This window comes from Actinomadura sp. GTD37 (genome assembly GCF_041951365.1).
Classification (GTDB): Bacteria; Actinomycetota; Actinomycetes; order Streptosporangiales; family Streptosporangiaceae; genus Spirillospora.
This window is the reverse complement of sequence record NZ_JBGNUS010000001.1, coordinates 2813191-2825755: the sequence shown is the minus strand read 5'-3', so window position 1 is coordinate 2825755 and position 12565 is coordinate 2813191. Positions and strand designations below refer to the sequence as shown.

The window sequence follows — 12565 nt, the reverse complement described above, 5'->3', positions numbered from 1 at the left end:
GTCGAGGGTGGGTTGCCTCACGCCGCCTCCACGTCAGGCAGGCCGAGCGCGACCATGTCGCGGATGTCGTTGTCGGAGACGTAGGCCGCCCGGACCCGGACCGGGTCAGGTGAGGTTTCCAGCCGGACGAAGCCGACGCCCGCGCCGATCTCCGGGATGGAGGAGATCTGGTCGGCGAGGGCGCCACGGTCGCGGGCACCGTCGCCGAGCACCATGTCCACCTGTTCGTCTTCATCGAGGCGCAGGGCGATGCGGTCGGGGAACAGGTTGCGCAGGTTGTTGACCTCTTTGCGCGCGTCCTGCTGCGCCCCGATCACGCAATAACCGACCGAACGCCCCTGACTGGTGAGCACTGCAAGCGCCGACTCGGCCCGCTTTCGTAGGTCCCGCTCAGGGCAGTAGGCGGTCAGGAACGCCAGCTCATCCACCACGACGACCCGGAACGGGAACTCATGCGACGGCGTGAACGACCGCGTCACCCCCGCAAATCGTTCGGCACGAGCGTTCATGTCCTCGGCCGCCGCCTCCAAAAGGTCGACCATGCCGCCCTTGGGGTCATCGCTGTACCGCCCGTACCGCTCGAACAGCGCCCGCCCAAAGCTCAACTCCATCCGTTTGGGGTCGACGGCCCACACCTCCACCAGACCCGCGAGCATCCACGGCAGCACCGCGCGAATCGCCGACCAGATGACCGAGCCCTTGCCGGCCCCTGTCGCCCCCGCGATGAGGACGTGCGTTCCGAGCAGGCGGAGGAGCCAGGGGGAGCCGTCCTCAGTGCGCCCGACCGGCAGCGCCCGAAGGTCGACCGCGGAGGCGTCCGGGACGGGCAAGGCCGGGATCGGGACGGCGAGGGCATCACGGCGGACGAACTCCAGCCAGATGCGGCCCGGACGGTCCCCGACTCGGACGCGGACGAGTGAAGCGCCGAAGCCGTGCGCGAGGTTGACCGCGACCCGTTCCCACGCGTCGGGAGCCTGGCCCTTCAACATGCGGACGAGCACCCGGTCCGAGGTGGGGCCGCAGCGGACCCGGACCAGGGAGGGCAGGTACTCCCGCCCCTTGTGGACCTTGGTCAGGCCAGCGGTGACCAGGACGGGTTGCCAGTCCCTCCGGTACACCGCGACCAGCCGCCACCGGGCGCGCGCGGGACGAGCGATCCAGCGGACGAAGGACGGACGGTCCACCACCGCCCACACGCCCAAGCCCACGGCGACGAGGGCCAGGACCAGGACGGGGACGAGCCACCCGAAGCGGTAGCCGAGCCAGCCCAGACCGGCCGCAGCCGAGACGGGGACGATGTTGCGGACCAGGAACACGACCGTCCGGACCAGAGTGCGGATGGCGTTGACGATGAGCACCAGGCCCTCGGGCATGTGCCACACAGGCGGCGCCCACTTGGGCGCGGCGAACGGGTCACGCTGCGCCTCAACCGCCACGTTCTCACCGGGGCCGAGCTTGCGGAACTCCCAGGCCATAACCTGGACACCTCTTCTCTTTCAAGCTGTGGGAGAGCGAGAGAAGCGGGGCGGCCGGAGGTACCAGCTCCAGCCGCCCCACCCCGGATTCAGGCCGCCGTGTCCTCAGCCGGTTCGGCCGCGCGGTTCTGGACGTGCAGCCGCTCCACCTCGGCCGCATACGCCGCGAACGACTCGGCGAGCCGACGCGCGATCTGGACGTCTTCGGCGGTCGGGGCCGCCGGGTTCGTCGGAGCGACCGACACCGAGGCGTTGGCGTGCTGCACCGAGATCTGCGCCCGCCCGCGACCGGTGACCGCCAGCACCGACACCGACTCGTCCGGGTACAGGGACACGTGCACCGCCGCCGACCCGTCCGGCTCCACCTGGACCGTGGTGTAGCTGTAGGCGTCCATCACGCGGCCTCCTTGCCCGCCGCGCCGCCGTCCTTGCCTGAGCGGCCCGCGCCGCCCTTGAAGTTGGCCGGACGCACCGCACCCGCCTTGAGCGAGTAGGCCAGCCGCCCGGTACCGGAGTTGACGTAGGGCGTCACCATCAGGGCGTCGAACTCCACCGGCACGAACGGGAACCCCGCCGGAGCCTCCGGCACCATCGGCTGCACCGGCCCCGACAGCTTCACCTTGAACGTGCCCTTGGACTCGGGGTCGGCGTCCAGCACCTCCACCGCCCACACCAGTTCCCCGGAGTCCTTGTCCCGCGCCTGCACGAAGTTCTCACGGGTCGACCGGTCGAAGTCCCGCACCGCCTCCACCCCGCCCTTCACGAACGCCCCGAACGGGAACACGTCCCCGAACGCCACCTTGAACGGACCCTGCACCGCCATCGTGAATTACCTCCGTTGTTCACCCGTCCGCTTGTCCGGACGAGTGCATGTACATGGATTGTACGTCGCCCACTCGACCGAACAAGCTCAGGAGAGAGTGACGTGCGTCACATCACGCGGGAGTGCGGCTCACGCCGGGACGCTGTACACGTCCTCCAGCTCATGCAGCGACCCCGGCATCACGACCTCCGCCACGAACCGCACCACGTCCGAGGCGTCGTGCATGCCCGCGAGCATCACCATCACCGGGTCGGACCCGCTGATCTGCAACACCTCGGCCTCGTCGCCGGCGGGAAGCCGCGCGGTCAGCCGCTCGGAGATGTGATCCACCCGCAGACCCTTGACCGACCGCAGGTGATCCCGCAGCCCGACCGGCAACGCCGCATCCTTGTCCAGGTCGGTGCCGTACACCAACTCCAGCGGAAACCAGCACGTCACCAGGTCCGAGGCGATCTCGTCGCGGACCGTCAACGACCGCCGCGCCAGCACCCGCCCCCCGCCGCCGTCCAGGCCCAGCAGCGAAGCCACCCCGGCGGGAGCGTCGACCTGGCCGACGTCGACCAGCCGCACACCCGGCAACGTCTCAGGACGGTCCAACAGCGCCAGGCCCCGCCGACCGACCCGCACATCCGAAGCAGGGCGACCCTTCACAAACGAGCCGCGCCCGTGCTCACGGGTGATCCATCCGTCCTGCTGAAGCATCTGCAACGCCCGCACCACCGTCGTACGGCCCACCGCGAACTCACGCACGAGCTGTGATTCCGAAGGCAGCATCGATCCGGGCGGGTAATCCCCGTTCTCGATCCGCCGCCGGATCTCCAACACCACCCGCGCATACTTCGGGGGCTCGAACTCCAAGCTCGACATATCAACCACCTGACTACTAGGACGCTTGACCACATAAGTGCACCTCACGGCACTGTAGCCGCCCGACATGCCACACGTCACGTCACGCCCCGCCCACATCCCCCCAGGCCAACGACCCACCCCGACGGGAAGATGATCACAGCACGTCACGCGGCACCGGGAAGCCCGCCGCGACCAACGCCGTACACACCTCACCCACCCGCCGCGCACCCAGCCCCCGCACCTGCGCCAGTTCCCCCGAGGCCAGCAGGCCCAGCACATCACTCACCGTCGCCGACCAACCCAACGCACTCCGCAGCGGGTTCGCCGCATGAGCCGACAACCCCAGGCACCCGACCGGGCAGGACGCCGTCACCCGCACATGCTCATGACCATCCCCGCCACCGGCACCCGCACCGGCAGCAACCGCATGCAGCCCCGACACCCGGCCCGCCTCCACCAGCAGGCCGACCAGATCACCGACCGTCCGCACCCCCAGACACCAGACCGGGCACTCAGGCCCGATGCCCAAGTGCCCGACCCGATGTAACCCGCCGTCGAGGCCGGTCCGGTTCACCTCGGCCACGGCCACCCCCGCGCATGGGCGATCGCCTCCCGCAACTCCCGCGGATTGAGCGCCTCCACAAGCCGCACATCACGGTGAACACGCACCATCGCCCACCACGCGCCCGTGGCCTGCCCGTACCAGGCCACCACCCCGGAGAACTCCCGCTCGATCGCCGCCGCCACCGGCCGCCGACCACGCTCGTCCGACGCCGACACCCACGACACCCCCATCACCCGCACCCATCTGACGAGTCGGGCGAGTCGGGCGAGGCCGGAGGCGACGACGAGGCCGGCGAGCTGGCGAAGGGCACCGCGACCACCCGCACGATCCGGGTCACCGCCGTAGCGATATCGCCGACCGGACACAACGGCTCCAACTCCGGCGGAGACTTACGCGTCGGTCCCGACCACACCCACCACCACCACAGCACCCCGTCCCGGCGGCGGCACACCACCTCCTGCCCCAACCCCGGCGCGAACACCTGCCCCTGCGGGTCATCCGGGTCGGGCCCACCGGCCGGGTTGCGCACCCGCACCACACCCGGCCCGTGAACCTCCGCCACCAGGCCCCGCCGCTCCAACTCCGCAACCAGCCCCAACGCTGCCGGACGCCACGCGCCACCAGCAGCCCGAGACCACACCGACACACCCACACGGCACCACTCCCAAGAAGAAGAGAGCGGGGCCGGCAGGGACGAGCGGCACAGGGACGACCTACCACCCCCAAGCGCAGCCGCACCCACCGGCACGACCACGCCACAGCCGCCACGACACCCCACCGGCCCCGCAGCTTTCGGACTACGCCGCCCGCACCTCACGCGGCGGCGCACACCAGCGACACGGCACCCGCTCAACCTCCGGCCCCGAACCGGCCGGAACCCCGACCAGCACCGCCCGCCGAGGGTGAGCGAACTTCCACCCACGACCACCGCAGTTCCCGCAGGCCGCCTTGACCGTCTCTCGCTGCTGCGTCATGCCGTCCAAGATCCGCCAAATCCCCGCCCGGCACCCATTCCCAGGCGATATCCCGCCACGGGATATACGCTCAGCAAGGACCAGTCACGCGGAGGGAGACCCGATGTCGAGACGGGCGTCAGACCCGATCGTCATCCCCGATTCACTGTGGCAACGCCCGCAGATGACCCAAGCCCTGACCGCCCGAGACATCAGAACCGTCTTCCACCTCCTGCGCCAGTACACCGGCGCCAGCCAAACCCAGATCGCGATCGCCTGCGGCATGACGCAGGGCAAGGTCAGCGAAACCATGAAGAAGGGCGGCCGCCAGGTCACCACCCTCGAAGTCTTCGAGCGCATCGCCGACGGCCTCCACATGCCCGACACCGCCCGCATGACCCTCGGCCTGGCCCCCCGCAACCTCACTACCCCGCCGACCACCGCAAACGCGATGGTCATCACACCCCGGGATGAGCCCGCGGGCTTGGTTCCGGCCGCCTTCCTGGGTTCCCTGGACGTAGATCCCGACGTCGAGGAAGGGGACCCGGTGCGCCGTAGGACGTTCACCAAGCTCGCCGGAGCAAGCCTGTTCAGCGCCATACTCGCCGACCTCCCCGCAGACGGCGCACCCCTAGAAGGCGTCGAGGCATTCGCCGCCGCCCTGGCCGGCTACCCCGGCATCAGCAGCCCGCGCCCGACCGCACTCAGCATGCCCCGCATGAACCAGGCCGTAGCCGCCGCCAAACGCAACTACCAAGACTGCCGATACACCACGGTCATCAAATCCCTGCCCCAACTCCTGACCGACTTGCGCACCGCATGCGCCACCTATGACGGAGACACCCGACTCCACGCCGAAGCCCTCTCGGCCGAGGCCCACCACGTCGCCGCGAGCATCCTGCTCAAACTCGACGAAGAGGGCCTGGCATGGGTCGCCGCCGACCGCAGCATGCAGGCCGCCCGCAACAGCCAGGACCTCACGATCATCGGATCAAGCGCCCGCATCATCACCCACGCCCTGATGAACGACGGCCACCACGGCGCAGCCACCCACACCGCCAGCACCTACGCCGAACGTATCGGCCACGACGTCGACGAGCGCACCCCCGACTTCCTCTCTGTCTACGGCGCACTCCTCCTACGCGGAGCCGCAGCCGCCGGGCACCGCAGCGACCGCCAGACCGCCGCCACCCTCCTGGACGAGGCCGAGAACGCAGGCCGCGAACTCGGAGGCGACTACAACCACCGATGGACCGCGTTCGGCCCCACCAACGTCCAGCTCCACCGCGTCAACATCGCCCTCCGACTCGGCGACGCCGGAGCCGCAATCCAGGAAGCCCGCCGCATCGACCTAGACCGCATCCCCCTCACCGAACGCAAGGCAAAACTCCTCGTCGACACCTCAAGCGCCCTCACCCAATGGGGCAAGCACGACAAGGCATACGACGTCCTACGATTCGCCCACCAGCTAGCCCCCGAAGAGATCTCAGCCCGCCCCGCCGTACACCGCATGCTGCGCGACCTCATGGCCACCGCCCCGCCCAGCACCAAACGACAACTCAGGGACTTCACCACCGAAATCGGAGTGCACCTATGACCGGCGAGGCCGACCGCCGCAAAGTCCTCTACGTCATCGTGTGCGCAGCAGGCCCCGCCGGCGACGTCGGAAAACTCGTCACCCTCGCCCACCAACGAGGATGGGACGTCCAAGTCATCGCCACCCCATCGGCCCTGGACTTCATCGACACCGAAGCCCTAGAGGCCCAGACCGGCCGCCGCGTCCGCAGCCAATACCGCAAACCAGGCGAACCCCGCTCCCCCAAAGCAGACGCCATCATCGTGGCCCCCGCCACCTACAACACCATCAACAAATGGGCCAACGGCATCAGCGACACCTACGCCCTAGGCATCCTCGCCGAAGCCCCAGGACTCGATATCCCGACGACAGTCCTCCCATTCATCAACACTGCCCTAGCCGCACGCAAGCCTTTTAGAGAGAGCCTAGCCTCTCTTCGAGAAGAGAGAATCTGTATTTTGTGGGGCAAGGGCCAAATCGAAGCTCACACTCCAGGGACGGGGGAAAGTGCGCTCACGAAGTATCCTTGGCATCTCACTCTCCAAGCTATCGAAAATTCTAGGTGCAACCAAAAGGCTAGCCGAGGGTAGAGGTGTGGCGACGAATTTCCAAAAGAAAGCACCGAACATGAGCAGTGTGACGGAACTGTGGGGATTCCATATCTATAGAGCCCAGGACCTGTACGAACGCGAGGGAACCGAGGTCGCCAAGAGGTACTTTGACCTCGACGACTGGAAAGCCGAAATTCACCTTGGCGCAATACCTCCACCTATAGTTGATGCAATCGCAGCGGGCGATGCATGGCTGGACACCATGTTTGGCAATCCCACGGCTGAGTCTATAACTTCTGCCATCCGAAACTACACCCTTCCCGAAAATTGGCGAGACCCAAGAGGCTTGTATATAACAACAATCATAAAGAAGACCATTAACATCGACGCCGACCCCAAACGGAGAGACGCGCCAATTCTATGGTTCGACCTTAACCAGGCAGAGCGGCTAGCCGACAACAATAGGACACAAAGAGACAAGCTACTAGAGAGACTGCTGTGGCTAATCCTCGAATGCTTCGGACCTCGCATGGTGTACGAGTCCTTCATTCCAAATCGGTGGGCCATAGTTCGCCAAGGGCGGATACCCTCTCCCATCACCTACTCTATGGCAGGCCGAGGCATCGCCAGACATGTACGGCAAGTTTCGTACCTGAACCATGGACTGGCGAAGCTGCAATCATCCAACTCCGCTCCAAGCAAGGACAAGACAGGAATTATCGGAATTTCTCGCTTCGCCGTTGAAGTGGAGCGAGAAACCGATGACTTCAAATGTTTCCTTTGGTGTTACAGCGGCCTGGAAATAATCTCCAACAAGCTGTACAGCCGACTCAAAGGTGATGTCCATTCCGCCCTTTTGTTCACCTATGGCGATTCTCAACATTTGAGCGGCGATATTCTCAACGAGCTTATATGGCCTGTGCCTGACGATGCAGGCAAAGAGCCAGGGCGTAGCATCGTACACAAGTTTACACTTGTCGCTCTTGCGCTTTCGCCCACAACAGCTACTTCGGACGTGACCGACTTTAAGAGAATAAACAAGTATCGCAACGGCATACATGGCAACCTAGACTTCACAGAGGTGCCGCCTCTCGACGCAGCGCGTTCGCTATTCCGCAGATATAGCGCACTTGCTCTGGATCTGTTGCGAACGACGTAGTACCGAAGCAGGGTGCCTAGAAGTTGCCGAATTGGGCTGTTTAGGATCAAGGGGCGGCGGCGCTTGGGCCGCTGGCGCGGCCCCGCGCCTGGCCGCCCGGAGCATGCGGCGTGGGCGCCGGTCACCGGGCGGCCGCGCCGGGCCGCGCATCGCGACACCTCCGCCAGCCCCGCCCCGACCGCCCGCCACGGGGACGCGCCGCCGCCTGGAACGGCTCGAAGACCGGAACCATGGAGCGTGTTCGAACCAGGGGGCTGCGCCGCCCCCTGGACCCCCGCGAGCCGGAGCACTCATTCGCGCGAAACGGTCTGTCACACCTTGCGCGCCGTTCGCGCGAATGAGCACCCCGGACCGGTGGACCTCAGCAGGACGAAGGGCCACACCGTTGCGAACCCTCGTGGGGAAGGTGCGACCACTGCCCCCTACGCGTGCGGGGCATTTTTTTTAAGCGGAAGGACCCCGGCTACGCAAGCGGAAACCGACAGCACGGCAACCGCCAGCGCCCGTGTCTCCTCGCCCTGCGCATAGCCAGCGATAGCAGAGAGGGCCGCCACCCAGCCTGCCAGCAACGCCGCCGTGATCTTCTGGCGCCGTTCCCGATCAGCCCTCACTGCTGCCCCACTCACCGGTTGTCTCGTCTCCCTAAGACGAGAGCGTAGCGACACTGGTTCCCCGAGAAGTGGATACGGAGTACTCGGAGCGAGCGGCATCCGATCGTGCTCCTTGGGGAGTAATTCACGTCAGGTGCGGCGTGCCCTGATCGTGCCCGTTGGGGTGGTCGGCAGCGGGGTGCTACGGTCGTTCGCGGGGCATGGGTTGTGCCCGCTGACCTGCATCTTCGCTGGTTTCAAGATCGCGGCCCGAAATCTTCCAAACTGGCTACGCGGGTTCGATTCCCGTCGCCCGCTCTCTCATTTCCCCAGGTCAGAGGCTCTGTGGCGGCGATCTCGGAGTGACACCAAGATCTTCTGTCACTGGTTCTATCACTTGGGCCGTCCGCGATCATGACGGATCTCGTGATCCGAAACGGCACCCGAAGCCACCCTCAGGAGCCGAGGTGGGCGGTGGTGTCGCGGACGGCGTCTCGGGCGGTTCGGGCGGCGCCGACCAGGGTCGCCGAGCCAGGGCCGGTCCAGTCGCCGTATCCCAGCAGGTGTGCGCTGTCCCATCGCGCAGGCCCGGCGGGGTGAGGTGGCTGAGTGCGGGACGGAAGCCGGTGCACCAGATGATCGTGTCGCAGTCTTCGGTGTGGCCGTCGGGCCAGGCCACACCGGTCGGGGTGGGACGACGACGATGTCGCCGAGTCCGCCGGAGTCGGCGTGCCCTTCGCGGTACGGCGGGTACGGGCGCCACCAGCGGCCCGTCGCGCTAATGGCGTGCCGGTGCCCACCAGGATGTGGTGGCGCTATCCAGCCGGAGCAGGTCACCACCGCGGTGTATCCGGCGGGTGAGAACAGCCCTAGGGACGTCCACATGTGCGGCCGGGCGCCGCCCGGCTGGGCCTGGGCGTGGAAGAGGTGAAGTCCGCACCGCTGCGGCGCAAAGGGAAGCCGGCGGCGAGGTTCGCTTGGCCTGCACCGGTGGCCGCGACGTCCAGGACGGTGTCGTTCACGTGGTGTCCTCCTGGCAGTTCGGTGTCGGGCCGGCAGGCGCGGCGGCGGTGGTGCGTGCCGGTGCGGTGCCGGCGGCGAGGAGGGCGGCGATGGCGGCGGCCGTGGTCAGCACCAAGAACATCTGGGGGTAGCCGCCGAGTCCGGCGGCGATGGCGGCGCCGGCGAAGGGCGCCAGCGCGGTCGCGGTGGTGATGGGAGCGGCGAGGATTCCGGACAGCGCGCCATAGGCGGTGGTGCCCCACCGGTCGGAGACCGCGGTGGCCTGGAGCAGGGTGGAGATGCCGCGGGTGGCGCCGGCCAGGAACGCCACGGCGATGAGCAGGGCGACGGGGCCGGGGACGATGGCGAGCGCGGCGGTGGTGGCGGCCGAGAGGACCAGGATCCAGACGGTGCGGGCGCGGACGCTGGTGCGGCGGACCAGGGCGCCGTAGCCGAGGCGTCCGGTGACCTGGCCGATGCCGCCGAGGCCGAGGGCCCACGCCGCGGTGCTGCTGTCGGCTCCGCGGGAGGTGAGCAGCGGGATGAGGTTGATCACCACCGCGTACATCGCGAAGGCCGAGAGGGTGAGCGCGAGGGTCAGCAGAAGGAAGGGCCTGCTGCGGACGGTGGCCGAAACACCGGCGCGGTCCCGGGCGGGCTCGCCCGGACCGTCGCGTCGGGCGGGCGGGGCCTTGGGCGGCGCGGGCCAGGGGCGCCGAAGGGCGAGCAGGTGCAGCGGGACGGTGACGACGGCCAGCACCACGGCCAGCACCAGGTAGACGGCGCGCCAGGACAGGTGCGCCGCCAGGACGTCGGTGAGCGGCGCGAACACGGTGCTGGCCAGCCCGGCGACCAGGGTGACGGTCGTCAGCGCGCCGAGGTGGCGGGGCGCGTAGTAGCGGGTGAGCGCGGCGAAGGCGGGCTGGTAGAGCACGGCGGACATCGCGGCCCCGGCCAGCAGCCAGGCGGCGGCGAAGCACAGCAGGTTCGGTGCGGCGGCCACTGCGAGGACGGCCAGGACGGCCAGCACCGAGCCGCCCGTCATCAGGGTGCGGGGGCCGTGCCGGTCCAGCGCGCGGCCGATCGGGATACCGGCCAGCGCGGCCACAATCAGTGCGGTGGAGAACGCGGCCGTGATCGCCGCGGTGGACCAGCCCGTGTCGCGCGTGATGTCCTGCGCGAGGACCGGGAAGGCGTAGTAGAGCACGCCCCAGCTGGTGATCTCGGTGACGGACAGCGCGGCCAGAGGGCTGCCCGCCGCTTGCGCGGCGTAGCCCGCGGCGTAGCCGATCAGCCTGCGGGCACCGGCGGCCGGGGCCGCCGGTGCCCGGTCTCGCGTGGCGGGATCCGCCGCGTCAGGCATCGTCGCGTTCGGCCTCGCCGGAGTAGCCGTGGACGCGTCCGGTCGCGAAGCCCGCTCCCGCTCCGATGGCGATCGGTTCGGGCGCTGCGGTGCCGCAGCAGGAACCGCCCACGGGCTCGATCTGCACGGCGGGCGCCGGCCCGGTGGAGCACGAGGTTCCGCAGCCGCCGTCCTCGCTGGTGGCGCCGGGGAGGAGGTCCTCGGTGACCAGGCTGGTGGAGCAGACGCCGGTCTCGGGGAGGTCGAGCTGGACGGTGTCCGCGGCTTCGCGGTCGCCGGCGAGCGCGGCGACGATCGAGCGGACCTGCTCGTATCCGGTGGCCATCAGGAAGGTGGGGGCGCGTCCGTAGCTCTTCATGCCCGCCAGGTAGAAGCCGGGCTCGGGATGGGCGAGATCGCGTTCGCCGTGCGGCGGGACGGTGCCGCAGCTGTGGAAGTTGGGGTCGATCAGCGGCGCGAGCTTGGCCGGCGCCTCGGTGGCGGGGTCGAGTTCGACGCGGACTTCGCGCAGCATGTCCAGGTCGGGCCGGAATCCGGTGGCCGCGACCACGTTGTCGGCCCGCAGGGTGCGGGCACCCTCCGGGGTCAGGCCGGTGACCTGAGCGGGGCCGGTGGCGGGGCCGGTGGCGGGGCCGCCTTCGGGGTTGCTGAAACCGGTGATGGTGAAGCCGCGGACCAGGTCGATCTCGCCGTCGTCCACGGCCGCCTTGAGGCGGGTGCCGAGCGCGCCGCGCGCGGGCAGGCCGTCGGCGTCGCCGCCCCCGTACAGGCGGGCGGCCGAGGAGCCGCGGATCGCCCAGGTGACGCGGGTGCCGGGGGCCGTCCTGGCGAGTTCGGCGAGGGCGAGCAGGGTGTTGGCGGCCGAGTGGCCCATGCCGACGACCAGGGTGCGGCGGCCGGCGAAACGGTCGCGGTCGCGGCCCAGGACGTCCGGCAGCGGCCCGGTCAGGTAGGGGGCGGCCTCGTCCTCGCCGGGGGCGGGGAGGCCGGAGTGTCCGAGCGGGTTGCCGCGTCCCCAGGTGCCGGAGGCGTCGATGACGGCGCGGGCGGCGAGGTCGGTGACGGCGCCGTCCGGGCCCGCGGTCCGGACGAGCAGGGGGTGATCGTCGCGGCCGATGGTTCGGGTGACGTCCATGCCCTGGCGGGTGACGGCGACCACGCGGGTGCCGGTGCGGATCCGTCCGGCCAGCTCGGGCACCTTGGCCAGCGGCGCCAGGTAGTCGCGGACCAGCTCGGCGCCGGTCGGCAGCGCCTCCGGGTCGGGCAGGCTCCAGCCGGTCGGCTCCAGCAGGCGGCGGGCGGCGGCGTCGGTGTCGTACCGCCACGGCGAGAACAGCCGCACGTGCCCCCACCCGGAGATCGCGGCGCCGGCCTCGTCGCCGGCCTCCAGGACGACGAAGTCCTGGTCGCGTTCGGCCAGGTGCGCGGCGGCGGCCAGCCCGACCGGCCCGGCGCCGATCACCACGACCGGCAGCCCCTCGTCGTCGGCATCGGTGGCGCAGCCGCAGCCGGCGTCGGTCTTGGCCTGGTGGACGGTCGTCTCCGGGTGCACGGCCTGCTCGGCGTCGGTGCAGCAGGCACTGACGCCGCAGCAGCTTCCCTCGCCGACGGACACGGCCGGCTCCTCTCGTCCGGTGTCGTCGTTCACGATGACTCCTT

11 protein-coding genes are annotated in these 12565 nt (G+C 69.0%); 3 read left to right on the top strand and 8 right to left on the bottom strand.

The window, feature by feature from the left end:
- Positions 1-17: 17 nt before the first annotated feature.
- From ACA511_RS13835 to ACA511_RS13810, 6 genes are all read right to left on the bottom strand, one after another.
- Positions 18-1475: an FtsK/SpoIIIE domain-containing protein gene (locus tag ACA511_RS13835; protein WP_375024604.1), complete on the bottom strand. Its 1458-nt coding sequence runs from the start codon at positions 1473-1475 to the stop codon at positions 18-20.
- An 89-nt stretch (positions 1476-1564) separates the two neighbouring features.
- The gene (locus ACA511_RS13830) at positions 1565-1870 is read right to left on the bottom strand and encodes a hypothetical protein (RefSeq protein ID WP_375024603.1); all 306 of its coding nucleotides are present in this window, start codon (positions 1868-1870) and stop codon (positions 1565-1567) included.
- Entirely contained in the window at positions 1870-2298 is a 429-nt protein-coding gene (locus ACA511_RS13825; RefSeq protein ID WP_375024602.1) for a plasmid replication, integration and excision activator, read from the bottom strand. Before ACA511_RS13825 ends, ACA511_RS13830 begins: the two co-directional genes overlap by 1 nt.
- A 129-nt stretch (positions 2299-2427) precedes the next feature.
- Entirely contained in the window at positions 2428-3165 is a 738-nt protein-coding gene (locus ACA511_RS13820; protein WP_375024601.1) for a GntR family transcriptional regulator, read from the bottom strand.
- Positions 3166-3301: 136 nt separating this feature from the next.
- Entirely contained in the window at positions 3302-3730 is a 429-nt protein-coding gene (locus tag ACA511_RS13815; protein WP_375024600.1) for a hypothetical protein, read from the bottom strand.
- Entirely contained in the window at positions 3718-4077 is a 360-nt protein-coding gene (locus ACA511_RS13810; RefSeq protein WP_375024599.1) for a hypothetical protein, read from the bottom strand. The genes ACA511_RS13815 and ACA511_RS13810 overlap by 13 nt, the downstream gene beginning before the upstream one ends.
- A 712-nt stretch (positions 4078-4789) precedes the next feature.
- On the opposite strand from ACA511_RS13810, the gene ACA511_RS13805 reads away from it, so the two are divergent.
- Genes ACA511_RS13805 through ACA511_RS13795 form a run of 3 tightly spaced genes read left to right on the top strand, consistent with a single transcriptional unit; the run spans position 4790 to position 7951 of the window.
- Entirely contained in the window at positions 4790-6262 is a 1473-nt protein-coding gene (locus tag ACA511_RS13805; protein ID WP_375024598.1) for a helix-turn-helix domain-containing protein, read from the top strand.
- Positions 6259-6831, top strand: coding sequence for a flavoprotein (locus ACA511_RS13800; protein ID WP_375024596.1), 573 nt, complete (start codon positions 6259-6261; stop codon positions 6829-6831). Before ACA511_RS13805 ends, ACA511_RS13800 begins: the two co-directional genes overlap by 4 nt.
- A 4-nt stretch (positions 6832-6835) precedes the next feature.
- The gene (locus tag ACA511_RS13795) at positions 6836-7951 is read left to right on the top strand and encodes a hypothetical protein (RefSeq protein ID WP_375024595.1); all 1116 of its coding nucleotides are present in this window, start codon (positions 6836-6838) and stop codon (positions 7949-7951) included.
- A 1608-nt stretch (positions 7952-9559) separates the two neighbouring features.
- Here the strand turns inward: ACA511_RS13795 and ACA511_RS13790 are convergent.
- Together ACA511_RS13790 and ACA511_RS13785 are read right to left on the bottom strand one after the other, a co-directional pair.
- The gene (locus ACA511_RS13790; protein WP_375024594.1) at positions 9560-10906 is read right to left on the bottom strand and encodes an MFS transporter; all 1347 of its coding nucleotides are present in this window, start codon (positions 10904-10906) and stop codon (positions 9560-9562) included.
- Positions 10899-12554 (bottom strand): FAD-dependent oxidoreductase, encoded by a 1656-nt coding sequence (locus tag ACA511_RS13785; RefSeq protein WP_375024593.1) that lies wholly within the window; start codon positions 12552-12554, stop codon positions 10899-10901. The genes ACA511_RS13790 and ACA511_RS13785 overlap by 8 nt, the downstream gene beginning before the upstream one ends.
- Between the last annotated feature and the right edge of the window lie 11 nt (positions 12555-12565).